Annotated in this window: 22 protein-coding genes and 2 pseudogenes; 13 read left to right on the plus strand and 11 right to left on the minus strand. The window is 69.9% G+C overall.

Features of this window, described 5'->3' with window-relative positions; all coding sequences use genetic code 11:
• Window positions 1-18 precede the first annotated feature (18 nt).
• Window positions 19-702 (plus strand): uracil-DNA glycosylase, encoded by a 684-nt coding sequence (ung, locus tag ACZ5CR_RS40760; protein ID WP_468867451.1) that lies wholly within the window; start codon window positions 19-21, stop codon window positions 700-702.
• Between the two features lie 36 nt (window positions 703-738).
• On the opposite strand, the gene ACZ5CR_RS40765 is transcribed toward ung, so the two are convergent.
• Entirely contained in the window at window positions 739-1,158 is a 420-nt protein-coding gene (locus ACZ5CR_RS40765; RefSeq protein ID WP_468867453.1) for a DUF3224 domain-containing protein, read from the minus strand.
• Between the two features lie 122 nt (window positions 1,159-1,280).
• Between ACZ5CR_RS40765 and ACZ5CR_RS40770 the strand changes: the two genes are divergently transcribed.
• Together ACZ5CR_RS40770 and ACZ5CR_RS40775 are read left to right on the plus strand one after the other, a co-directional pair.
• Window positions 1,281-2,243, plus strand: coding sequence for a helix-turn-helix transcriptional regulator (locus ACZ5CR_RS40770; RefSeq protein WP_468867456.1), 963 nt, complete (start codon window positions 1,281-1,283; stop codon window positions 2,241-2,243).
• Between the two features lie 106 nt (window positions 2,244-2,349).
• Complete coding sequence (locus ACZ5CR_RS40775; protein WP_468867459.1) at window positions 2,350-2,838, plus strand: hypothetical protein; 489 nt, start codon at window positions 2,350-2,352, stop codon at window positions 2,836-2,838.
• Window positions 2,839-2,872: 34 nt separating this feature from the next.
• On the opposite strand, the gene ACZ5CR_RS40780 is transcribed toward ACZ5CR_RS40775, so the two are convergent.
• The 3 genes from ACZ5CR_RS40780 to ACZ5CR_RS40790 form a co-directional block, all read right to left on the minus strand.
• A complete protein-coding gene (locus tag ACZ5CR_RS40780; protein WP_468867461.1) occupies window positions 2,873-3,334 on the minus strand; it encodes a hypothetical protein in 462 nt (153 codons plus the stop codon).
• Window positions 3,335-3,535: 201 nt separating this feature from the next.
• Entirely contained in the window at window positions 3,536-4,099 is a 564-nt protein-coding gene (locus ACZ5CR_RS40785; RefSeq protein ID WP_468867463.1) for a DinB family protein, read from the minus strand.
• 55 nt (window positions 4,100-4,154) lie between these two features.
• Window positions 4,155-4,763, minus strand: a complete 609-nt coding sequence (locus ACZ5CR_RS40790; RefSeq protein WP_468867465.1) for a TetR/AcrR family transcriptional regulator — start codon at window positions 4,761-4,763, stop codon at window positions 4,155-4,157.
• Window positions 4,764-4,887: 124 nt separating this feature from the next.
• Between ACZ5CR_RS40790 and ACZ5CR_RS40795 the strand changes: the two genes are divergently transcribed.
• Both ACZ5CR_RS40795 and ACZ5CR_RS40800 read left to right on the plus strand, forming a co-directional pair.
• Entirely contained in the window at window positions 4,888-6,198 is a 1,311-nt protein-coding gene (locus tag ACZ5CR_RS40795) for an FAD-dependent monooxygenase (protein WP_468867468.1), read from the plus strand.
• Window positions 6,199-6,216: 18 nt separating this feature from the next.
• A complete protein-coding gene (locus ACZ5CR_RS40800) occupies window positions 6,217-7,122 on the plus strand; it encodes a Gfo/Idh/MocA family protein (protein ID WP_468867516.1) in 906 nt (301 codons plus the stop codon).
• Here ACZ5CR_RS40800 and lnt read toward each other — a convergent pair.
• Together lnt and ACZ5CR_RS40810 are read right to left on the minus strand one after the other, a co-directional pair.
• Window positions 7,046-8,749, minus strand: coding sequence for an apolipoprotein N-acyltransferase (gene lnt, locus ACZ5CR_RS40805; protein WP_468867471.1), 1,704 nt, complete (start codon window positions 8,747-8,749; stop codon window positions 7,046-7,048). The genes ACZ5CR_RS40800 and lnt overlap by 77 nt on opposite strands.
• Window positions 8,750-8,881: 132 nt before the next feature.
• On the minus strand, window positions 8,882-9,400 hold the full coding sequence (locus tag ACZ5CR_RS40810; protein ID WP_468867473.1) for a nuclear transport factor 2 family protein: 519 nt from the start codon (window positions 9,398-9,400) through the stop codon (window positions 8,882-8,884).
• 866 nt (window positions 9,401-10,266) lie between these two features.
• On the opposite strand from ACZ5CR_RS40810, the gene ACZ5CR_RS40815 reads away from it, so the two are divergent.
• Window positions 10,267-11,097: a mechanosensitive ion channel family protein gene (locus ACZ5CR_RS40815; RefSeq protein WP_468867475.1), complete on the plus strand. Its 831-nt coding sequence runs from the start codon at window positions 10,267-10,269 to the stop codon at window positions 11,095-11,097.
• 13 nt (window positions 11,098-11,110) lie between these two features.
• On the opposite strand, the gene ACZ5CR_RS40820 is transcribed toward ACZ5CR_RS40815, so the two are convergent.
• Complete coding sequence (locus ACZ5CR_RS40820; RefSeq protein WP_468867477.1) at window positions 11,111-11,425, minus strand: DUF6401 family natural product biosynthesis protein; 315 nt, start codon at window positions 11,423-11,425, stop codon at window positions 11,111-11,113.
• Between the two features lie 137 nt (window positions 11,426-11,562).
• A pseudogene (locus ACZ5CR_RS40825) lies at window positions 11,563-11,691 on the minus strand (undecaprenyl-diphosphatase); the annotation flags it as partial.
• Between the two features lie 153 nt (window positions 11,692-11,844).
• Here ACZ5CR_RS40825 and ACZ5CR_RS40830 point away from each other — a divergent pair.
• The 3 genes from ACZ5CR_RS40830 to ACZ5CR_RS40840 all read left to right on the plus strand — a co-directional run bounded on the left by ACZ5CR_RS40830 (window position 11,845) and on the right by ACZ5CR_RS40840 (window position 12,943).
• Window positions 11,845-12,030 carry a transposase gene (locus tag ACZ5CR_RS40830; protein ID WP_468867479.1) on the plus strand — a complete coding sequence of 62 codons (186 nt, stop codon included), beginning with the start codon at window positions 11,845-11,847 and terminating at the stop codon, window positions 12,028-12,030.
• Window positions 12,031-12,125: 95 nt separating this feature from the next.
• Window positions 12,126-12,590 carry a prevent-host-death protein gene (locus tag ACZ5CR_RS40835; RefSeq protein WP_468867481.1) on the plus strand — a complete coding sequence of 155 codons (465 nt, stop codon included), beginning with the start codon at window positions 12,126-12,128 and terminating at the stop codon, window positions 12,588-12,590.
• A 2-nt stretch (window positions 12,591-12,592) separates the two neighbouring features.
• Window positions 12,593-12,943 carry a hypothetical protein gene (locus ACZ5CR_RS40840; protein WP_468867483.1) on the plus strand — a complete coding sequence of 117 codons (351 nt, stop codon included), beginning with the start codon at window positions 12,593-12,595 and terminating at the stop codon, window positions 12,941-12,943.
• Window positions 12,944-13,137: 194 nt separating this feature from the next.
• Here the strand turns inward: ACZ5CR_RS40840 and ACZ5CR_RS40845 are convergent, their stop codons facing one another.
• Together ACZ5CR_RS40845 and ACZ5CR_RS40850 are read right to left on the minus strand one after the other, a co-directional pair.
• Complete coding sequence (locus tag ACZ5CR_RS40845) at window positions 13,138-13,389, minus strand: hypothetical protein (RefSeq protein ID WP_468867485.1); 252 nt, start codon at window positions 13,387-13,389, stop codon at window positions 13,138-13,140.
• Between the two features lie 159 nt (window positions 13,390-13,548).
• A complete protein-coding gene (locus tag ACZ5CR_RS40850) occupies window positions 13,549-14,181 on the minus strand; it encodes a hypothetical protein (RefSeq protein ID WP_468867486.1) in 633 nt (210 codons plus the stop codon).
• A 250-nt stretch (window positions 14,182-14,431) separates the two neighbouring features.
• Here ACZ5CR_RS40850 and ACZ5CR_RS40855 point away from each other — a divergent pair, with 250 nt between their 5' ends.
• Genes ACZ5CR_RS40855 through ACZ5CR_RS40865 form a run of 3 tightly spaced genes read left to right on the plus strand, consistent with a single transcriptional unit; the run spans window position 14,432 to window position 19,985 of the window.
• Complete coding sequence (locus ACZ5CR_RS40855; RefSeq protein WP_468867488.1) at window positions 14,432-15,748, plus strand: hypothetical protein; 1,317 nt, start codon at window positions 14,432-14,434, stop codon at window positions 15,746-15,748.
• Window positions 15,749-15,801: 53 nt separating this feature from the next.
• Window positions 15,802-16,239: an effector-associated constant component EACC1 gene (locus tag ACZ5CR_RS40860; protein WP_468867490.1), complete on the plus strand. Its 438-nt coding sequence runs from the start codon at window positions 15,802-15,804 to the stop codon at window positions 16,237-16,239.
• On the plus strand, window positions 16,236-19,985 hold the full coding sequence (locus ACZ5CR_RS40865; RefSeq protein WP_468867492.1) for a caspase, EACC1-associated type: 3,750 nt from the start codon (window positions 16,236-16,238) through the stop codon (window positions 19,983-19,985). Before ACZ5CR_RS40860 ends, ACZ5CR_RS40865 begins: the two co-directional genes overlap by 4 nt.
• Window positions 19,986-20,393: 408 nt before the next feature.
• On the opposite strand, the pseudogene ACZ5CR_RS40870 reads toward ACZ5CR_RS40865, so the two are convergent.
• Window positions 20,394-20,663 (minus strand): annotated as a pseudogene (locus ACZ5CR_RS40870) (transposase family protein); the annotation flags it as partial.
• Between the two features lie 665 nt (window positions 20,664-21,328).
• Between ACZ5CR_RS40870 and ACZ5CR_RS40875 the strand changes: the two are divergent.
• A complete protein-coding gene (locus tag ACZ5CR_RS40875) occupies window positions 21,329-21,925 on the plus strand; it encodes an SLATT domain-containing protein (RefSeq protein ID WP_468867494.1) in 597 nt (198 codons plus the stop codon).

The following is a 21,925-nucleotide window of genomic DNA, read 5'->3' on the forward strand; positions in this document are numbered from 1 at the left end:
ACACCGGAGGTTGTTGACGTGACCGACATCGCCATGCTGCCCGCGTCCTGGCGCGGAGTCCTCGGCGAGGAGCTGCAGAAGCCCTACTTCAAGGAGCTCACCGAGTTCGTCGAGGCAGAGCGGGAGAAGGGCCCTGTCTATCCTCCGCGTGACGAGGTGTTCGCCGCACTCGACGCGACTCCGTACGACCAGGTGAAGGTGCTCGTCCTCGGCCAGGACCCGTATCACGGCGAGGGCCAGGGGCACGGCCTCTGCTTCTCCGTGCGGCCCGGCGTGAAGACCCCGCCCTCGCTGCGGAACATCTACAAGGAGATGAAGGAGGAGCTCGGTCACCCCGTGCCGGACAACGGCTATCTGATGCCGTGGGCCCAGCAGGGTGTCCTGCTCCTGAACGCGGTGCTCACGGTCCGCGCGGCGGAGGCCAACTCCCACAAGGGCAAGGGCTGGGAGAAGTTCACGGACGCGGTGATCCGCGCCGTGGCCGACCGCCCCGACCCCGCCGTCTTCGTCCTCTGGGGCAATTACGCCCAGAAGAAGCTCCCGCTCATCGACGAGGAGCGGCACGTGGTCGTGAAGGGCGCGCACCCCTCGCCGCTCTCCGCCAAGAAGTTCTTCGGCTCGCACCCCTTCACGCAGATCGACGAAGCGGTGGCGGCGCAGGGGCACGAGCCGATCGACTGGCGCATCCCGGACCTGGGCTGACTGACCTGGTCATACCTCAGCCGACCTCGGCCGACCTCAGCCGATCGTGTGCGTGAAGGTGTACGGCACGGCGGGCTCGCCGTGCCTCGCCGTGAACGCGCCGGTCCCGCCGAGACCTGCCAGCTCGCCTGTTCCCGAGCCGGGTTGCACGGTGAGGGCGCAGGTGATCGTCCCGTCGGCGCCGAACGAGCCGCGCTGCTCCAGGACGAACGAGCCCGTGCGCCCGTCGACGGTCCCTTCGATGAACTCGTAGCCCACGAAGGCGCCGGTGGTCTCGTCGGTGTACACCAGCGTGTACTCGCAGGAGGTGCCGGTGGCCTCGATGGTGCCGGTGAAGTCGTTCGTGACGGCGGCGTGCGCGATACGTGCGCCGCCGTCCGCTCCGGCGACGGGCTTCTCGTCCCAGTGGGAGAAGGTGAAGGTGCCGGCGCCCGTGTCTGTGGTGTGCGTGGTCATGTGATGCCTTCCTCGGGTGGTTCTGCGGTGGCTGCTCTCAGATGGTTCTGCGGTGGCTGCCGAGAAGATCCTGTCGCCCGTACCTGACACCTTGTGTCAGGTACCGGTGCAGACTTGGCCGCATGCGCGCCGACCGGCTTCTCGCCCTCCTCCTGCTGCTCCAGAACCGTGGGCGCATGACCGCTCCCGAACTCGCCGAGGAACTGGAGGTCTCGGTGCGGACCGTCTACCGGGACGCGGAGGCCCTCGCCGCATCCGGTGTGCCCGTGTTCGCCGAGCGCGGTCCGGCGGGCGGCTTCCGGCTCATGGACGGCTACCGCACCCGGCTGACCGGTCTGACGGACGACGAGGCCGACTCCCTCGCCCTCGCGGGCATGCCGACGGCTGCGGCCGATCTCGGTCTGGGGGCCGAACTGGTCACCGCACAGCTCAAGTTGGGAGCGGCACTCCCGGCCGGGCTCGGTGAGCGGTCGCGGCGCATCCAGGAGCGCTTCCATCTCGACGCGGAGGGCTGGTTCCGCGCGGCGGATCCCGCGCCCCTGCTGTCCGTCGTCGCCGACGCCGTGTGGCGTCGGCGCGTGCTGCGGGCGCACTACCGGCGCTGGGGCGGCCATGTGCGGCGCGAACTGCACCCCTTGGGCCTCGTGCTCAAGGCGGGCAACTGGTATCTGGTGGCGTCCGCCGACGACACCGTACGCACCTACCGGGTCTCACGCTTCCTGGAGGTGACGGCGACGGACGAAGCCTCCGCACGGCCCGCCCGGTTCGATCTGGCCGCCTACTGGGAGGCGGCATCGCGTGGCCTGCAGGCGCGTGTGCTGCGGGGCACGGCGCGGGTACGGGTCTCACCGGCGGGGCTGCGGCTGCTGCCCGCGCTGTTCGGGTCGGCGGGGACGCGGGCCGTGGAAGCGGCGGGAGCGCCGGACGCCGACGGCCGCCGGGTCGTCGACCTGGAGGTCGAGACGCTGCCCGTCGCCGTGAGCGATCTGCTCAGGCTCGGGCTCGAGGCCGAGGTGCTCGGCCCGCCCGAACTCCGCGCCGAGCTGGCAAGGACCGTCACCGGCCTGGCCCAGCGGTACGCGTGAGCGCCTCGCGGCCGATCGCGCCTGACCGCGATTGTCAGTGGGGGCCGATAGCGTCGAGAGCGGTGGGCACGATGGGCACGATGGGCGTACGAGTGTGGAGGACCCGGTGGCGGAGCAGCAGGAGCAGGCGGCGGAAGACGCCATGATGACCCGGATCGGGCAGGCGGTCATGTTGCACCACGGGGGCGACCGTGAGGAGGCGCAGGGCCGTTTCCTCGGTCTGTGGTCGGAGATCGGCGAGGAGGGCGACCCTCTGCACCGCTGCACGCTCGCGCACTACATGGCGGACACGCAGGAGGACGCGTCGGACGAACTGGCGTGGGACCTGCGGGCGTTGTCGGCGGCGGACGAGCTCACGGACGAGCGGCTGCACGAACACCACGCCTCGATCGCGGTCCGCGGTTTCTATCCCTCCCTGCACCTCAACCTCGCCGCGGACTACGCGAAGCTGGGCCGCCCCGAGGCGGCACGCAACCACATCCGGCGGGCGCGTGGGGCGGTCGGGTCGCTGGGCGACGACGGGTACGGGGACGGGGTCCGGGCGGCCATCGGGAGGCTGGAGCTGCAGCTGGGGGAGGGGAGCGAGGTGGAGTGAGCCGGGGCGGATCCGGGGGCCCGCCGGCTCCGCGTCAACGGCCGTAGGTGCCCTCGCAGATGGTGGCCTCGGGGCTGCCCGGCTTCCAGCTGCCGTACTCCTCACCCATGGCGCAGACGTCAAGGACCGTGGGCGCCGCGGAGGGAATCGCGGGCAGGACGGCGGCCTTGGGGCGGTCGCCGTGGCGGTGCGGGGGAGCGGCGGGCCGCTCGGGCCGCTCGGTGCGGGGGGAGCGGGGCGGTGCGGCGGGCACCGGTGCCGCGCTGCCCGTGGTGCTCGGTGCCGGGCCGCGGGGCGGCCCGATGAGCTCGAGCGCCTCCCGCGCCGGAGCCTCCACGACCCGTGGGTGCGCGCTGCCGTCCGGGCGCGGCGCCGGCGGGCGGGCGTGCGCGACGGACGGTCCCGGGGCGGGCTGCCGCTCGACGCTCATACACCCCGAAACGGCGGTGACCGCCACGGATACCAGGAGCGTCGCGGTGGTCGTGGTTCTGTGCATTCGCGCAACTTTGGTGCGTCACATCGCCCTTCGGGAAGGGAATGGGCCCAGGATGCCCCGCATGGGTGAAGCGGCGCGTCCGCCAGGGGCGACCGGTGATCACGCCGAGTGTCCGCGGCACCCCGGTCCGGTCGACGTGCACCATCTGCCGTACACGCGCCTCCTGCCGTCCGCGCCCCCTGCCGTACACGCGTCTTCGGGTCAGTCGCCCGTCGCACCGTCCACCAGCTCGCGGACGAGGTCCGCGTGGCCGTTGTGGCGGGCGTACTCCTCGATCATGTGGGTGTAGATCCAGCGCATGTTGAAGTGTGCGCCCCGGTGCAGGCTCTTGCTGACGGACAGGTCGTCGAGGCCGAACTCCGCCGTGGCCTCGCGGGCCGCGGCGATCTCCGCCTGCCAGGTCGCTTCGGCCTCCGCCCAGGTGTCCTCCTTGGCGGGGTTGAAGTCGCGCTCCGGCTCCTCCTCTGTGCAGTAGATCTCCGGGAGGTTCTCGCCGGACGCGATGACGCGGAACCAGTACCGCTCGTTCTCGGACAGGTGCCGCACGAGGCCCATCAGGGAGAGGCTCGAAGACGCGACGGGGGTGCGCCGCAGCTGCTCGTCGTCGAGGCCCGCGCACTTCGACAGGAGCGTCGCGCGGTGGTAGTCGAGCCAGCCCTCGACCGACGCACGTTCGTCCGCGGTCAGGGACGGCTGGGCGCGGCGGGCGGGGTCGATGGGCGGCGTCGCGCCCTGCTTCGGCTCGGGTGTCGGCAGCGTTGTCATGCGGGGCATCCTCGCGCGGCGAGCGGCACCACGCCACCGGGTTTCCCGGAGTGCCTCAGGCCGGGTCCCCCGGGCCCCCCAGCATCCCCCGGAGCAACTCCCGGAAGCCGGACCGCAGCTCCTCCTCGCTCGGTACGGCGGCGTGGTACGAACCGGCGACGCACGAGAACAGCAGCCCGTCGCACCACGCCACCAGGGCCAGGGTGTGCCGGTCGGGATCCGTCGACCCCGCCGCCCGCAGCATGGTCGTCAAGGGCTCCCTGAACTGCGCCCCCGCCGCGTCGTAGTAGGCGCGGAGCTCCGGCCTGCGGGTCGCCTCCAGGGCCAGCTCGTAACGGGAGACGAGCAGTTGGCGGGAGCCTTCGGTGAGGTAGCGGTGCAGGGCGAGGGCGAGCGAGGCGACGAGGGTCTCGCGGCCGCCCGCGGGGTCCGGCAGCTCGCCCGGATCGAGCACCACCGCCTCGCGTTCCGCCTGTCTGCGCACCACTGCCTCCAGGAGCGCGAGCCGGGTGCGGGCGTGGTTCGACGTCGAACCCTGCGGGAGCCCCGCGGCGTCGTCCACGGCCCGGTGCGTGAGACCCCGCATGCCGCGCTCGGCGAGCAACGCGAGCGCCGTGTCGGCGATCAGTTCGGTGCGGGGCGGCCCCGCGCTGCGTACGGACATGGTGTCCAGCCTACCGCCGATCACTACAGGTGTAGTACGGTCGGCGCGTCGCACACTACAGGTGTAGTGACGGCCTGCCGATGGGCCTGTCGGCGAGCCTGTCCAGGGGCCTCCAGGAGGAGTCATGGCACCGCAGCCACACCCACAGCCACAGCCACGCCCGCAGCCACGCCCGCAGTCACACCTGCACTCACAGCCACACCTGCAGCCCCAGCAGCCCCAGCAGGGCCAGCAGGGCCACACGCCCCACGCAGTCGTGATCGGCGGCGGCATCGGCGGCCTCACCTCCGCCATCGCGCTGCACCAGTCGGGCTGGCGGGTCACTGTCCTGGAGCGGGCCGCCACCCTGGAACCCGTCGGCTCCGGCATCGGACTCGCCCCCAACTCCCAGCGCGCCCTTGACGTCCTCGGCCTCGGCGACCGGGTCCGCGAACTCGCCGCCTGGGAGGGCGGAGGCGGGATGCGCGCGCAGGGAGGGCGCTGGCTCGTGCGGACCAGCGCCTCGGCGACGTCGCAGGAGTTCGGCGGCGCGCTCGTCCTCGTGCACCGCGCGACCCTGGTCGACCTGCTCGTCTCCGCGCTGCCCGCCGACGCCCTGCGCACCGGAGTGCACGCCGAGCTCGCCGATCGGGGAGCGGAGAGCCGCAGAGCCGTCGTCCGTACCGACGACGGGGACATCGAGGCGGACCTCGTGGTCGGCGCCGACGGCATCAACTCGGCCGTGCGCTCGGCCCTGTTCCCGGCCCACCCGCAGCCGACGTACACCGGATTCACGGCCTGGCGCCTCATCGTCCCCGCACCCGGCCGCCCCTTCGAACCCCACGAGACCTGGGGGCGGGGCGGAGTCTGGGGCACCCATCCGCTCAAGGACGGCAGGATCTACGCGTACGCCACCGCCACCGTCCCCGAAGGCGGCCAGAGCCCCGACGGCGAGAAGGCGGAGCTGGCGCGCCGTTTCGCCGACTGGCACGACCCGATCCCCGAGATCATCGCCTCCGCTCGCCCCGAGGACATCCTGCGCAACGACGTGCGCCACATGAGCACGCCGCTCACCCACTACCACCGAGGCCGCGTCGCCCTCATCGGTGACGCCGCGCACGCCATGGCACCCACCCTCGCCCAGGGCGGCAACCAGGCCATCGAGGACGGCGTCGTGCTTGCCCACCACGTGGCCCCGGGCGGCGACCTGGCCGCGGGTCTCGCCGGTTACAGCGCGGTGCGGGTGCCGCGCACCACGGCGATCGTCCGGCAGGCGGCGCGCGCCGCCCGCATGAACCATCTGACGAGCGCCCCGCTCATCGCCGTACGCAACGAACTGATCGCGGCGGCGGCGCGCCTCGGCCCGAACCTGATCCTGCGGAGCTTCGCCTCGATCGCCGACTGGCGACCGCCGCAGCAGCCGTATGCTGCGGGAACAGAAATCGCACAGCGGTAGAGGAGACAGGGGACAGTGGTGAAGGTCGGCTGTATCGGACTCGGTGACATCGCACAGAAGGCGTACCTGCCCGTGCTCACCACCCTGCCGGGGGTCGAGCTGCACCTGCAGACGCGCACGCCCGCGACCCTCGCCCGTGTCGCGGGCGTCCACCACATCCCCGATGAGCGCTGCCACACCGACCTGGACGCGCTGCTCGCCCAGGGCATCGACGCCGCCTTCGTGCACGCGTCGACGGCCGCCCACCCGGAGATCGTGACACGGCTGCTCGAGGCGGGTGTGGCCACCTACGTCGACAAGCCCCTCGCCTACGAACTCGGCGACTCGGAGCGGCTCGTGCGCCTCGCGGAGGAGCGCGCGACGAGCCTCGCCGTCGGCTTCAACCGCCGCTTCGCACCCGGCTACGCGCAGTGCGCCGACCACCCGCGCGAGCTGATCCTCATGCAGAAGAACCGCGTCGGTCTGCCCGAGGACGCCCGCACGCTCGTCCTCGACGACTTCATCCACGTCGTGGACACCCTGCGCTTCCTGGCGCCCGGGCCGATCGACCACGTCGGCGTGCGCGCCCGCGTCCAGGACGGTCTCCTTGAGCACATCGTGCTACAGCTCGCCGGGGACGGGTTCACCGCGATCGGCATGATGAACCGGATGAGCGGCTCCACCGAGGAGGTCCTCGAAGTCTCGGGCCAGGACACCAAGCGGCAGGTGCTCAACCTCGCCGAGGTCGTCGACCACAAGGGCCAGCCCAGCGTGCGGCGGCGCGGCGACTGGGTGCCGGTGGCCCGGCAGCGCGGCATCGAGCAGGTCGTGCTCGCCTTCCTCGACGCCGTGCGCGCGGGCAAGGTGCTCAGTGCCAGGGATGCGCTGGCGACCCATGAGCTGTGCGAGCGGGTGGTCCGTGCGGCTCAGGAGCAGGCCGCCTGAACCGTCCCTTCGCAGGTCCGCGCAGGGAACGCACGCCCAGTGCCGCGCACAGCACCGCGAGCACGGCGAGGGCCGCGTGCACGGGCCAGTCGCCGAGCCTGACGTACGGCGTGACGCCCTTGGCCAGCGGAATGTCGTACGTCGCCGTCGAGCTCGCCGATGTGCCGAGCGGCGCCCCGATCCGCTCGCCGTCCGCGCCGTACACCGCCGAGACGCCGGTGAGCGTGGCGTGCACCATGGGGCGGCCCGTCTCGGCGGCCCGCAGCGCCGCGAGCGAGGCGTGCTGCTCGGGCGCCCAGCTGGACTGGAACGACGAGGTCGACGACTGCGCGAGCAGCAACTGGGCGCCCTCGCGCGTCAGATGACGGCTCATGTCGGGGAAGGCCGACTCGAAGCACACCAGCGGCCCGACCTTCAGGCCGTCCCCGACGTTCATCAGGACCGGACGCTCACCGCGCCTGCGGTCCTCGCCCGCCGCCTTGCCCACGGACGTCGCCCAGCCGAGGAGCGAGCGGGCGGGGACGTACTCGCCGAAGGGGACGAGCCGCATCTTGTCGTAGCGATCGCCGGTCGGGCCGTCCGGGCCCACGAGGACGGAGCTCTTGAATATGCCCGCCTCGTCGGAGCGGCGCGCGTCCACGTTCACCAGGATGTCGGCGCCGACCTCCCTGGACAGCGCGGCTATGCGGCGCGCGACATCGGGGCGCGCCGCGAGGTCGTACCCGACGCTGCTCTCGCCCCAGACGACGAGGTCCAGATCCCGCCCGGCCAGGCCGCGCGTCAGCGCCTCCTCGCGCGCGAACCGCTTGTCCGCCCCGCCCACCCCATCGATGACGCCGGGCTGGACGACGGCCACGCGCATGCGGCCCGCGGGCTCGGGGCGCGGCGCCCAGGCCCAGGCGGAGGTGGTCACGGCGGCCACGGCCACGAGCCCGGCGGTGGCGGGGATGGTCAGGGCGACGGCCGTACGTGATGTCTGTGATTTCCCTGCCGTCCCCGGCCTCCCGGCTCGGCGTACGGCCAGAGCCACCACGAGCACCGTGATGCCCGTGTTCAGAATGACGATGAGGGCGCTGACCAGCCACACCCCGCCGACCGACGCGAGGCGCAGGGCGGGCCCGACCTGCCACTGACTGGAGCCGAGCAGGCCCCAGGGCCCGCCCAACCCCTCCCAGGATCTGACCAGTTCGACCATCAGCCAGCCGGACGGCAGCACGACCAGCGCGGCCGCGGTCCGCCAGGGTGACGCCACTCCGCCCAGGAAGCGCCGCACCAGCCAGCCCCACGGCGCCCACAACAGGCCGAGCAGCGCGGCGATCAGGACGGTGAACACATGCAGGCTCGGCAGCAGCCAGTGGTGCACCGCCACCATGAACCCGAGGCCGCCGAGCCATCCGTCGAGCGCCGCCCTGCGCCCGGTCCCCGCCGAGCGCGCGAGCAGCATCCAGGGCACGAGCGCCACGAAGGCGAACCACCACAGCGACGGGGCGGGGAAGGCGAGGGCGGGCAGGGCGCCGGCGAGGACGGCCAGGGCACCGCGCCATCGGGCCGAAGCGAGCAGCGCCGTCGTCGAGGCGGCCGAAGGGTGTGGCCACCGCTGGTTCCGGTCGTCGCTGAGTTGATCCATGCAGCGCCTCCCTCGGCCCCGACGCCCGGTCGTTCCCCCAGTGTGCGCGCCCCGGACGATCTACGACAGTGTGCCTCCGAGCCGTTTTCCGGCCGGTTCACAGCGGGTGCTCAGTGGGTCCACGGTGGGTTCTCAGTTGGGCGTGTGGTTGGGGGAGCGCTGCTGAAGTTGGCGCCACTTCTCCTGCACGGTCACCTGACGCAGCCGCCAGCCCTGAGGCGTGCGCAGCGCCGTGAAGGCGTAGCGGCCACCGCATATGAAGTCCGGAGCCGAGGGTTCCGTGCCGCCTTCGCCGCCCCCTCTTCCCTCCGCGCCACCGCCGGCCGCGAAGCGCATCGGATTCACGTAGTCGGCCTGTACGTGCGCGATGTCGTCGATGTCCTGGTCGAGCGTCCCGAACCGCAGCCTCCTGTTGACGATCAGATGCTGGCGCATCGGGAAGAGCTCCATCGTCCCGGCCAGCCATCCGGCCACCTCGGCGGCGCTCGCGTCGATGCCGCCCGCCGAGCTGTAGTCGGCGCGTCCGTCCGGGGTGAAGAGGTGCCGGTAGGCGTCCCAGTCGCCGTCGTCGACGGTCACTGCGTACTCGGTGATGAGGGAGTCGATGGCCAACCGGTCCATCACGGCGGCGAGTTCCACGCGCTGCGTCATCGGGTCAGTGTTGGGCACGTGGGGTACCGAGCCAAGAGGCGTGCACGAACGACCCGTGTCGCGCGTGGTGCGCGGCGGGATCGCCCTCGGTTCGCACCCGGGTCGCGCACGGCTGAACTGTCTTACGATACCGGTCTGTTGACGGCCAGCGGGGGGGGGGGCAGGCGCCCCCGAGATCCCCGAGACGGGAGGCCCGGTGAAGAACGAGCAGCGCATCGAGGCGTACAAACGCCAGGGCAATCGCCAGGAACTGACGGGGCGCCAGAAGCGGCGCATCGCGAAGAAGGAGCGTCAGGGCAAGGGCTGACGCGGTAGTCGCTGAGGTAGTCGACGGCGGCCTGGTGGGCGGCTCGGTGCGCGGAACGCCGAGCCGCCGACTAGGCCGCCTTCACGACCTCTTCGCGGACGGCGGCCGCCCACTCCGTCACCAACTGTTCGTATTCACTGCGCTGTTCGGCCGTGAGACGGCCGCCGGTGCGTATCCACAAGCCGCGGATCCGCTCGTTCAATTCCGCGGCAGACCGTGCGGAACCACGGGGCTGAGGGCTTAAGGGCATGGGTCAAGCCTAGGGGATGCCTACGACAATCGGAACTGTCCGCTACCGCATAGATCCCCCAAGTGAGCAGTCGCACAGCAGCCGACTGCCTCCCGCGCCCGTCACCCGCACGGCGCATCACTCACCCGTCACCCGTACGGCGCAGCGCCGCGGAGTCCCACGTCACCCGTACGGCGCAGCACCGCGGAGTCCCAGGTCGTGACTCCTGGTATCCAGGAAGAAGGGACGCACCGGAAGCCGTGCGTCGTGGGGGATTCGTCGCCCTGGCGCCGTCGTGGCGCCCGGGGCCCATCGAGTGGAGGACCACTCATGTCCCAGTACATAAGTCTCTCCGTGGACTTCACCCAGGGCCTCAACGACGCCTGGTCGAAGATCGCGACGTTCGTGCCGAAACTCATCGGCTTCCTGGTCGTCCTGGCCATCGGCTGGTTCGTGTCGAAGATGATCACCAAGGTCCTCGACCGGGTCCTGCGCAAGGTCGGCTCCGAGAAACTCGCCGAGCGGGCGGGCGCGTCCCGCATGCTGGCGAACTCCAAGTACGACACGACGGGGATCGTCTGCAAGGTCGTGTACTTCGCCCTGCTCCTGATCACGCTGCAGATCGGCTTCGGTGTCTTCGGCAGCAACCCGGTCTCCAACATGCTCGACGGGATCGTCTCCTGGATCCCGCGCGGCGTCGTCGCCATCGTCCTGATGGTCGTCGCCATGGCGGTGGCCAACATCGTGCGTGACATCGTCACAAGCGCCCTGTCCTCGATGTCGTACGGGAAGACCATCGGCACGATCGTCTGGGCCTGCATCGTCGCGCTCGGCGTGATCGCGGCCCTCGGTCAGGCGGGCATCGCCACCACGGTCACCCAGCCCGTCCTGTACGCGGCCCTCGCGGCCGGTGCGGGCATCCTGATCGTCGGCGTGGGCGGTGGCCTCATCGGCCCGATGCGGCAGCGCTGGGAGCGCTGGCTGGACACGGCTGAGCAGGAGACGGCCAAGGCCCGCAGCAGTGTCGGCGCCTACCAGGCGGGCCGCGATGACGCGATGACCAACCAGCCCGTGCGGGAGCGCACGCGCGGCGCGATGGGTGGCTCGGGCAGTCACCTGGGCGACGACGACACGGGCAACGACATGCGCAACGGCATGTGACCCGGGCCGGGTCTCAGGACCCGGCGGACTCCGGCACCAGGTCGTGCCGCTTCACCAGCCAGGAGATGGCGGTGAGGCGGCACACCGCGTAGTCATGGCCCACCGGCTCCCGCCACCCGTTCTCGGAAAGACCGTCGAGGAAGCCCAGGGCGTAGTCGGTAAGGAGCTCCGGGTCCGGCGCCGGCGGCACGAGCCCGGCCCCGCACATCTCCAGCCGCTCCCGCACTTCCGCGACGTGCTGGTCCACGGCAGCCGTGAAGCCGGGCTCGAAGGCGAACTCGGCGAAGCGCGGCGCGTACGAGGCGCTGATGCGGGCGAGGGGCGACATCTCTTCAGCCTAGGCGGGCGAAACCCCCTGAACAGGGCCTTTCGGCATGCCTTTGGTCACAGCGGGCACGGGGCTGGGGAATTGGCTGATGCCTGGCTGAGGCACGGCCGGGGCCGGGGCCGGGCAGCGGCCGGGACTCAGCCCGCCGACTCTCCCGCGTGCGGGCTGAGCGCGCCCGCGCCCACCAGCACGAACAGCACGATGCCGAGCAGGATCCGGTAGTACACGAACGGCATGAAGCTCTTGGTGGTGATGAACTTCATGAACCGGTTCATAGGTCGAGGTTCTGAGTGCCTTGACCTGCTGTTTCCGCCACTCTTCAAGATTGAATGGGAGAGAGGGGGCACGGTCCAGCGTTCTCCTCGCTCGCCACGAAGCGCAGCCACCAGGTTTGCAGCGAATCGGCAATCTCCTGCTCCATGCGTCACCTGAGCGAACGCGGCCTGACCGGGGTCCGGCTCATCATCGGCGACCACCACCTGGGCCTGGTCAAGTCCATCCGCAAGGTCACTGGCGGCCTGTCCACCCAGGAGGCGGATGCGCCGGCCGGCGTGCCCGGTCACCGCGAATACGTACAGCCGCGCCCCGGACAGAAGGAAGGCTGAGATCTGACATCGGACCGCGTCCGGCGGCCGAGTCTGGCGCTCGAACTCCGCGGCCGTCACTGGACTTCCGAATACGTTCCGAATACTATGGGTGCATGTCCATCGCAGCAGACCTTCCCGTGGCGACTCGGCGCTCCTCGGACCTGAGCAAGCACTCCGCCGAGGTTTTCGCCGAGGCCGAGGATCACCCCGTGACGGTGACCCGGCGCGACGGAGAGGCTCTGGTCCTGATGTCGCAGCGCGAGGCCGAGGGCCGAGCCCGCTTGCTGAACTTTGCCGCGCAGCTCATCACCGTCACCCTCGACGACCGCGGCTCGCTCGCCGAGCGGATGTCCAAGGCCTTCCCTTGGATGCTCGCGCTGTCGCCGGCCGACCGGGAGTCCTGCGCGCAGGACCTCGTCGATGCGGCGCGCGCGTCGTTCTCCACCGACCAGCCGCACCTTGCGATCGCAGAGCTGACCTCCTGGAAGGAGACGGCCACCGCCGTCGCGGCCGGGCTCAGCAGCGGCAGCGCCGGTCTGGAGTGGCTCGACGACGATGAGACCGTGGAGCGTCCCTAACCGTGGCGGCCGCCAGGAAGGGTGAGCTGGTTCCTCGCCCCCCGAAGAAGATCGAGTATGAGATTCGCTTCGCCACAGCCGACGCGCAGAAGGGATGGCGAGACCTCGTCGCGACGATCCGCAACTCCATGACGGAGACCTGGGACTTCCTCACACGGACGCCACTGTCCACGACGCCGACGAACTATCGGCTCAAAGGTGAGCTCGGCGTCATCGAGCGTGGTGGCGCGATCCATGAGAGGTGGCAGCACAAACCGACTGCGAAGGGCACCGCGCGCATCTGGTTCTACGTCCACGAGCGCACGGTCTTCCTGGAGCAGGTGCACACGAGCCACCCGAACGAGACGAAGTAGGCCAGCTCCGTAGCGTCGCGCATCGTCGGTGAGCGCGCATCTGAGTGGGATGGTCGCTATGTGACTGTCGCGGCTGGGAACTTCGGCAAGTTCGCAAATTGGAATCACGGGGAGCTGGAGTCACTCTGGCCATACGGGCTTGAGCCTGACGGCACTCCATCAGCACGATGGTGGTAGCAAGAGCCACGTGTCGGTCAACTACGGTCCGGAGAGTTCGTTCGCCACTTCTGGGGGGCGCCGCCGTGCTGGTACACCGCGAACGTAACTCCCGGAAGGGCGAGTTGTCCGTGGGTCAGGTCCTTAGGGGCGAGGACCCAGGTGCCTGTGGGTGCGGCGGGGTCGAGGACATGGTGCGGACAGCGGTGGCGCCTGCGGGTCTGTGCCACGCACTGCAGGACCTCCAGCGGCTGGGCGCCGAGGTAGAGGACGCGGAAGATCTCGACCACCGGCAGTGCAGAACGCTCATCTCGGCAGACCGGGGGCGCAACCTCGCCGTCTGGCGGCGGGGTGAAGAGGCCGACGTCGATCCTGCGGCGTGTACGTACGGTCAGGAGACGGCGCAGTGGGGTGCCCTTGGGCTGGTGCCCGTTGCGGGCCTTGCCCCGTCACTGCTGAGCGAAAGAGCCGACGGGGAAGAAGCCGTAGCGGCCAAGCCCGCGGCCGGTGAATTGGTAAGAGTGAGACGCTGCGACGACTTCCTGGGGTGGATCGCCGTTCTTCATGATGATCGCCTGGCGGGGGAAGCTCAGCAGGTCCCGGTAGAAGGAGTCCGCGACGTGGGCGGTGATCTCGATGTCGCCGCCGACTGGCTCTCGATACGTGACCACCGGCGAGTCCAGAATCAGGAACCCTGGGTGCGGCAGGTCGCGGGTGATGCAGAAGCGGGTGAGAGTTACTGTGAACGCCGAATGCAGCACGGAGCGCACCGCCTTGCCGCGGCCCGCGCTTGCTCTGCCTCCCGCTCGCTCTTCCCCGCTGTGTTGGTCGTACGTGGCGTGGTCGACGCCGGGAACGTGCCAGGCGCTGAAGGTGTGCTGGAGGACGTCTTCGAAGGCGGAAACGACGCGTGCGGGGATGTGCTCGAAGAGTCGTCCAGCCGGACGGGCGTCCTCCGTGTCCCAGGACCGAGCTCGCTTGCGGCGCCTGCTCACCTGTGCTTCCGGCACCACGCCTGCGGCGCCGCCGATATGGCCGAAATGCCGCGTGGGGAATTCGAGACGTTCGAGCCAACATCCCATAGCCACGCCTTCTCGCCCGCTCACCAGCCATCCACCGAACTCCCCGGTCCCACCAGGTGTTTGCGCATGCGACACGCGGAGTTGAAGCGCATCGATTTCGGCCGGGCGCGGGCAGTGCGCACTTGTACGCGCCCCGCCGCCTAGCGCTAATGTCCGCCCCCGTCATGCCGCGTGATCGCGAAACGGGGGCGGAATGCCGAGGCGCGCTGAGGAAGTATTGACGGACCTGGCCAAACTCTGGCATGTACAGGTGCACTCGACTCAGGCACTGGCGGGGGCCGTTGAGGAGGCCATCGCCAAGGACGACGCACAGCGTCGCCTCGACGACCGCGAGCTGCTGCGCCGCAAGGAAGGGCTGAGGGCGATTCCCTCCGTCCATACGGGACTGTCGTTCAGCGTGACTCCCTGGGAGGTGCTGCACGCCCTGGGGCGCGCGCTCGTGCTGGGTCGGCAGGGCGCCGGCCGGGGTCTGGCCGAGCACTGGGGCAGCCTGAAGTACTGCCAGGCGTTGGAAGGCACATCGGGGCAGTACATGGCCCTGTCGGAGGAGGGCCTCAATCCCCGGCGGCATTACAAGACGGTGCAGTCCAGCGAGTTGGGCAAGGGGTTTGCACTCGTTCTCGCCGAGCGCATCATCCGCAAGCAGTATCCGGGTCACGCCGTCGCCGTGATCGACGCCGACATCGCGCTGCAGGCGGGTTGGGCGCTGGTCGGCAAGGACGTACAGCGGCGTGACTGGGTACGCCAGCGCCCCGACTTCCTCCTGGAGGCGTGGAAGCCCGGTGAGCCATCGAAAATCATCCCGCTGGCCTGTCGCGGCACGCACGCCAAGACGCCCTACGTCCATACGCAGTTGGCGAGCGCAGCGGCTCAGGTGGAGGCATTTCACGTGGGCCCCTGGGACCACACGCCGAGCCTGGTGATCTCCTCCGAGCTGCTCGGTCAGGGCGGCGTAACCGTTCATGCCCTGCACACCCCGGGCGGAGCCGCCCTGCACGTCGAGCCGGGTGATCCGGCCGCCGACGCGAACCAGGACCTCCGCGACGAGAACATCTACCCGGAGGTGCAACTTCCGCCGGACGACGGCGAGGACAAGCCCAAGCGGGGTGGCGGTTTCCAGGTTCTGGCCGAGCACTACGCCTGGTTCAAACGGGCCACGGCGCGGGCCGGGGCGGCCGGGCTGATGGCCTTCACCGGCGGCGGGAATCCCACTGCCCAGTACCTGACGAAACGGCAGGGGCGCCAGTACTTCGAGGGGTTCGTCCACGAGGGCACGGGGATAGTCCAGGACGCCGAGCAGGTCATACGCGGCACCCGCTTCCTGGGGACGGACCACGTGTTCCGGTTGAACGGGACTCGCGTCGAGGCCTTCTCCGGTGTTGCTGAAGACCTCTTTGAACTGCTGGCCGAGGGCAAGGTCGAACAGTACCGGCGCAAGGCGCACGCCCAACGGTCGAAGTGGCATTCAGGCCGCGGCGCCCGGGACTGGGACGGCCCGGTCTCCCTGCACGAGGACGGCTCCGTCATCGCGATGCGGCTCCTGAAAGAAGCCGCCGAGGACGACTGAGCCAAGTTCTGGTGGCGCACCGAACGTTAAGAGCACAAGGCAAGGAGCAACAGATGCAGCACGGGGGTCAGCGGTGGCAGTTGGCCGTACCCACGGGAGGGGACGTCCTGCGTCAGGAGCGGCTGACGCGTGAACTGTACGCCACGTTGAGCGGCACCGAGGGGCTCGTCATCGGACATGCCGACGACAGCGACGGGCCGCCTGTCGTGGACGGGCGCAAGGGTGCCGGGGCCGGGGACGTGGCGCTGTGGGCGGCCGTGGCCGCGGCCTCCCGTCCGGCGTCGCACGTCCTCATCACGCTGATCAAGGAGTGGTGTGCCAAGGAACGGCACCGCAAGGTCGAAGTCACCTACGACGGGCACTCGGTCACCCTCACGGGCCGCCCGGACGCCGATCAGGAGCGTCTCGTCCGCGACTTCCTCGACCGGGCGACCAGCGACACCGAAGGGTCCCGCGACGAGGGCAGCTCCACGGACGGTGACGCGTCGTGACCCGGCTGACCCATCGCAGAGCCCTGTTGATCGGCAACGAGCACTACGACGACGACCGCTACGGACCGCTGCCGTCCACCCAGGCGGATGTGTGGGGGCTCGAGCAGGTCCTGCGCAACCGCAACATCGGTGGCTTCACGTCGATCAACCGGCGCACCGACCTCAGCGCCGACGACACGCGGTTGGCCATCACCGAATTCCTCGCTGAGTGCGGCCCCGAGGAGCTGGCGCTGGTCTACGTGTCCGGGCACGGCACACGGCTGGTGCGCTCGGGCGGTGAGTTCCACTTCGTGGCCACCGACACGGACTTCGACCGCGTCGCGGAGACCGGTGTGAGCGCCGGGTTCGTCAACGAGCAGCTCGAACAGTGCTGTGCCCAGCAGAAAGTGGTGATGATCGACTGCTGCCGCAGTGGCGGCTTCGCGGTCGGTCTGCGCACCTCGGACCGGCCGGGCCCCGAGCCCGTGGCGAAATCCGGCGAAAAGGCCTTGCTGACCAGCCGAGGCGTCTACGTCTTGTCCTCCTCACGGGCAGGCGAGGACTCCTACGCCGACCCCGATGAGATCAAGCCGTCCGCCTTCACCGGCGAAGTGATCGAGGCCCTGCGTACCGGCAAGGTGGGCAAGAACGGTACGGGCGAGGTCACCGTCGGGGACCTCTTCGACTACGTCAACCGGCGCATGCGAGCCCAGGGCGGGCGCCAGGTCCCGGTGCACTCAGCCTACGGTGTCGACGGCCGCACGGTGCTGGCCAGTTGCCCACTGGGGCGTCCGCCGACGCTCGTACCCCTGCAGCCCAAGGCCACGACCGACGTGACGACGGGCGGAACAGTTCAGCAGGCGGCGCCCAAGTCCGCTCTCAAGCTGCCGACGTGGACGGCGCTCCTCGACTACTACCGGCAGTGCGTCTTGTCCGAGGACACCAAGACACCGCTGATGCCGGTGGGCGGCAGCGACGCACCGTACGTCTGCCTGTCGGGGACGGAGCGCTTCCTGTCCGGCGACGTCGAGGACGACGGATGCGTCCCGCTGCCTGCGGAGGCCGCCGACCTGATCGAGTCCGCCATGGAACAGGAAGCCGAACTCTGGGCCGGCTATCCCGCCGTGGTCCTCAACGGTCCCCGCACCGGCCGCCCTTGGCGCCACCCGAAGTTCGCCCCCGTCCTGATGCGCCGCGTCGAGATCGTCCAGCAGGACGGGGCCGTACGCCTGAAGCCCTACGGCCCCGTGCAGCCGCACCCTCAACTGGCCAAGGAATGGCTTGGTGAAGAAGAGGCCGCGGACCTCGCCGACACCTACCAGCCCACCTGGCACCGTGGACAGCACGACCGCATGGCCGTCGATGTACGTACGCTCCTTGCCGAGGAATTCGAACTGCCCTGCGTGCAAGAGCCGCGCCCCGACGACCTCGACGATCACATCGACATCCGCACCCCGGGCCACGGCGCGCGCAACGTGGCCGTCCTGTTCTCTGCACTGCCCGAGACCAACTTCACGCGCAAGCTGCTCAAGGACTTCGACGGCATCGCTGAGCGGCAGGACGCGATCCGCTCGACCGCCCTCGCCGCCCTCTCTCCCTCACCGGTCGTCCGCGAGCAGACCCTCGCGGATGCAGAGCCCTCCCCGCCGCAACTCGTGTCACCCCTGCCCTGCAACGAGGCACAGGAAGCGGTCATCAACTCGGCCATGACGCGCCGCCTCACCGTAGCCACCGGCCCGCCCGGTACCGGCAAGAGCCAGCTCGTGGCCAACCTCGTGGCCACCGCGGTGGCGGCAGGCCAGTCCGTCCTTGTCGCGTCCACCAACAACGAAGCCGTCGACGAGGTCTGGCAGCGCTGCGAGAAACTCGTTCCCGGCAGCGTCGTCCGCACCGGCTCCAAGAGCAGGACGAGGGACTACACACAGACCGAAGCCACCGCGCTACAGGCGCTGCGCATCCTGACGCCTCCCGCGCACACCCTGACCACGGCGGCCATGGACACCGAGATCGCAGGCGACGGTCGCGCACAGGTGCGCAAGGAACTAGCGCTTGCAGCGACGACCGAGAAGGCACTGTTCCAGGCGGGCCACGCCCGCGAGCAACACGCCAACCGGCTCGCGCGGCCCGTCGAAGACGTCATCCGCGGCCTCGTCGGCACGCCAGATCTGGAGCAGGTGACGGGCACGGCCCGCCGTCTCGCACGGGCCCGCCTGTTCGGAACGTGGCGACGCCGGAAGCTGCTGAAAAGGTACGGACTCCAGCCACACGACCGTGACACCGTGGAAAGCTGCCTCGCACTCGCCGACTTCGCCGCTGCCGAGACAGTCTGGCGCCGACACCGTGACCACGCGGCGAGCACCCACGACGACGCGCTCTCCGCCCGACTCGGCACCGTCGAGCAATCCGTCCATAGCGCCTCCCTCACCTACTTCGACGCCACCATCAAGACGGCTGCCCACCGAGGGCGCCAGCGCATTATGGCCCTGCTCACTGCCCGCGACAGCGACCGCAGTGACTGGCCCGCGATGAAGGAGGTACTCGGCCGCGGCTACGGCGGCGACGAGCAAGCGGCGGTGCCCGCATGGGCGGTCACCAGCTTGTCGGCACGTCGCTTCCCCCTTGAAGCCACGCTCTTCGACCTGGTCGTCGTCGACGAGGCCAGCCAGTGCGCCATCCCCCACGTCCTGCCCTTGCTCTTCCGTGCCCGACGCGCCCTGGTCATCGGCGACGCCCGACAGCTCACCCACATCGCCGAGGTCGGCCCCGAACGCGAGGCCCTCATCAGGCGCGATGCGGGCCTGCGGGCCGACTGGCTGGAGAAGTACCGGCTTGCCTATCGGCGCCACTCCGCATTCCACGCGGCCGCGCACGCCGCCGGAGGCACCCTGCTGCTGGACGAGCACTTCCGTTGTCACCCGTACATCGCGGCCCTGTCCAACGACCAGTTCTACGACGGCGAGCTGACCGTGCTCACAGATATCCGCGGTCGCCCGACCGTGCCGCGACCACCCATCACCTGGTCCGACGTTCCCGGGCAGGCCTCTCGCCCACCGAGCGGTTCCTCGTGGGTCAACGGCAAGGAGATCGAGCGGGTCAGGCGCTGTGTGCAGTATTTGACGGATCACCTGCCGCCCGAGGCGACGATCGGGGTCGTCACCCCCTTCAAGGGACAGGCCGACGAACTACGCCGCCGCCTCAGCGACTTCGATTCCGACCGGCTGCGCGTCGGCACCGTGCACACCTTCCAGGGCGGCGAGCGCGACGCCATGGTGTTCTCCCTCGTCGCGGCGGAAGGCATCACCACAGGCGCGGTCAACTGGATCGACCGCCAGCTCAACCTCTGGAACGTGGCCATCACCCGAGCCCGCTGCCACCTCATCGTCGTGGGCGACGCGACCTACTGGCGGGGCAGGCAGAGCGTCGCCGCCGACCTGCTGGCAGCGGCCGACGAAAGCACCCAGGACCTCAGCGCAACCCCCACCACCGAACTACTCAAACGCCTGTACCAGAAGCTGTCCGAGCAGACAGGCAGCACAGTCACCCTCGGGCAACACGTCAACGGGCACCCCGTAGACGCGATCCTCCACAAGCCCGACATCACCCCGTCCGCGATCCTTCTCGACACCGGACCCGAGGACGGCGACGCGGCCCGCCACCTTCGGCTGATGCTGCGCCGCACGATGCTGGTGAGCAGCACCGAGGATGAGCGCAACGTCGAGCGCTACCCCGCCTGGAAGCTCTACGACACCGACACCGACACCGACTAGGCGGTCGTCCGGCATGGCGGCGACCCCTCCGGAGTTCTCCAGGCTCGGCCACGTGTTGACTGGAGCGCTGCCAAGCGCCGGACGACGCTGACGTGTGGCACCGGGCGGCTGGGGTGCGGATGGCGCCCGCTTCGGGATCACTTCGTAGGAGGCAGAGGTGCCTGGCACCCCTTGTGACCTGCGGTGTACGTATGTGCCAAGTATTTCTCTGATTCCTCCTCCTGGAGGGCTGAAGCTACTTGGCATCAGCGCAGGTCAGGAACGTGGACTAGTGCCAACTAAGAGTCCTGTTCACATTGGCCAGCAGCCCGCCGCCGATGGCCGGGAACAGGTACTCGTGGTCATGGGTGGCGAAGAGCGCCGTGAGCCTTGTCCATCTTCGGCCTGAGCTGGCGAGATGCAGGGTGAGGAAAGGACAGCCTGAACGAGGCTCGTGATGCGGGTGGTCGAGCAGCGGAGCTTGCGGAGAAGCTGCCAGGACTTGAGGGTGGCGACGGCCTGCTCGACCAGGGCCCGGATCTTCGCGTGGGACCGGTTGACGGCCTGCTGGCCTGTGGAGAGCGTCTCCCACCGGCCGCGGTAGGGAACACGGACCGTGCCCCGGGCTCCTTGACGTCCGTGCGGGCCCGCGAGCTTGTGTTTGCCCGAGGGGAACGGTCGGTCGACGGCGATACGGTCGGCCCCGGCCGCATGGTCCGGCAGGGGCGTTCTGCCAAGAAGCCTTCGACGTCGTACGAGCCCAGGCAGCCGCTCGGCGGTGCGAGGTCATGTTCACGGGCAGTGGAGGGTACGAGGTCATCGCCCACCACTCCAGGACCGATGCGGGGAACTGCTGACGCCGGAACCCGTTCCGTGGCTCGGTCCGAAGGCGGTCCGCGCCCTGGTCGAGGTGAACGAGCACCTGGTGCCCATCCCCGTCCCGCCCGTTCCGACCCTGATGGCGTTCGGGATGCACAATCCCGGCCTTCTGCGGGCCGGCGTCTGGGATGGTCGCCGCCTGTGGATCGCGACCGCGCACGCGGCACAAACGTTGGCGAGGTGTCAGGTCCGGCCCCGGTCCGCCCGGATCAGCACCAGTTGCTCTGAGCCTTGCTCTCGCTCGGGCCTGGAGTCAGGAGCTTCGCGGGGCCGCCGCGGAGAAGGAGGGCGCGCGGCTCCGCGGCCATCGTGTCCACCGCTCTCCGCTACCTGCGGAGAGGGCCGCAGGGCGGCCCAGATCGAGCGCGGGCTGAAGGGGAGGTAGCTCGAGTCGGTCTGAGTGTCAGTAGTCGCCGCCATACTCAGAAGACGTGCACCTGACTTTCAGGCGCATGTCCAGGGGTCCTCGACCGAGTAGGAACGAATTGACACCCGAGAGCGACGCGGTGCCTGACCGCGACCCGTACCTTCTGGCGCAGATGCGAGAGGCCTTCGGGCGCGTGGTCTACAGCCACAAGACCCATGAGAAGCAGGCGGACATCTGCTTCACCAAGCACCGGTGGCAGCAGGGCGTCCTCATTGCTCTCACCGCGATCAGCTCGGGCACCTTCCTTGCCGCGGTGGTCGGCTTGCTCGGCAACGCAGTGTTGACGAGCCTCGCGACCTCTTCTATCGCACTCCTGGTCAGCTGGATGAGCCTAGGGACGAAGACCTTCAAGTTCGAGGAGGAGTCCGAGACCCACCGTGGCATCGCCTCTCTGCTGTGGGACGTCCGGGAGTCCTACATCTCCCTCATCGCCGACTTGATGTCCGGCACCGTCTCCAACGCGGAGGGCCGGGAGCGGCGGGACGATCTGCAGCAGGCCGCGCGCGATGCGTACGCCGACGCGCCCAGGACGAGCAGCAGGGCGTTCGCGCGCGCCCAGGGCGGGCTGCAGAACAACGAGGAGATGACGTTCACCTCGCGCGAGATCGACCTCTTTCTCCCGGAGGCGCTCCGGCTCGGCGAAGGCGAGGGATGA

It is taken from the genome of Streptomyces sp. NPDC031274 (genome assembly GCF_055570235.1).

What these genes read in the sequence shown, in the direction of transcription:
- ACZ5CR_RS40860 (WP_468867490.1), top strand. Translation starts at nt 15,802, where the DNA reads ATGCAGCACGGGGGTCAGCGGTGGCAGTTGGCCGTACCCACGGGAGGG.
- lnt (WP_468867471.1), bottom strand. Translation starts at nt 8,749, where the DNA reads ATGGATCAACTCAGCGACGACCGGAACCAGCGGTGGCCACACCCTTCG.
- ACZ5CR_RS40820 (WP_468867477.1), bottom strand. Translation starts at nt 11,425, where the DNA reads ATGTCGCCCCTCGCCCGCATCAGCGCCTCGTACGCGCCGCGCTTCGCC.
- ACZ5CR_RS40795 (WP_468867468.1), top strand. Translation starts at nt 4,888, where the DNA reads ATGGCACCGCAGCCACACCCACAGCCACAGCCACGCCCGCAGCCACGC.
- ACZ5CR_RS40810 (WP_468867473.1), bottom strand. Translation starts at nt 9,400, where the DNA reads ATGACGCAGCGCGTGGAACTCGCCGCCGTGATGGACCGGTTGGCCATC.
- ACZ5CR_RS40815 (WP_468867475.1), top strand. Translation starts at nt 10,267, where the DNA reads ATGTCCCAGTACATAAGTCTCTCCGTGGACTTCACCCAGGGCCTCAAC.
- ACZ5CR_RS40765 (WP_468867453.1), bottom strand. Translation starts at nt 1,158, where the DNA reads ATGACCACGCACACCACAGACACGGGCGCCGGCACCTTCACCTTCTCC.
- ACZ5CR_RS40790 (WP_468867465.1), bottom strand. Translation starts at nt 4,763, where the DNA reads ATGTCCGTACGCAGCGCGGGGCCGCCCCGCACCGAACTGATCGCCGAC.
- ACZ5CR_RS40835 (WP_468867481.1), top strand. Translation starts at nt 12,126, where the DNA reads ATGTCCATCGCAGCAGACCTTCCCGTGGCGACTCGGCGCTCCTCGGAC.
- ACZ5CR_RS40830 (WP_468867479.1), top strand. Translation starts at nt 11,845, where the DNA reads ATGCGTCACCTGAGCGAACGCGGCCTGACCGGGGTCCGGCTCATCATC.
- ACZ5CR_RS40780 (WP_468867461.1), bottom strand. Translation starts at nt 3,334, where the DNA reads ATGCACAGAACCACGACCACCGCGACGCTCCTGGTATCCGTGGCGGTC.
- ACZ5CR_RS40785 (WP_468867463.1), bottom strand. Translation starts at nt 4,099, where the DNA reads ATGACAACGCTGCCGACACCCGAGCCGAAGCAGGGCGCGACGCCGCCC.
- ACZ5CR_RS40850 (WP_468867486.1), bottom strand. Translation starts at nt 14,181, where the DNA reads ATGGGATGTTGGCTCGAACGTCTCGAATTCCCCACGCGGCATTTCGGC.
- ACZ5CR_RS40770 (WP_468867456.1), top strand. Translation starts at nt 1,281, where the DNA reads ATGCGCGCCGACCGGCTTCTCGCCCTCCTCCTGCTGCTCCAGAACCGT.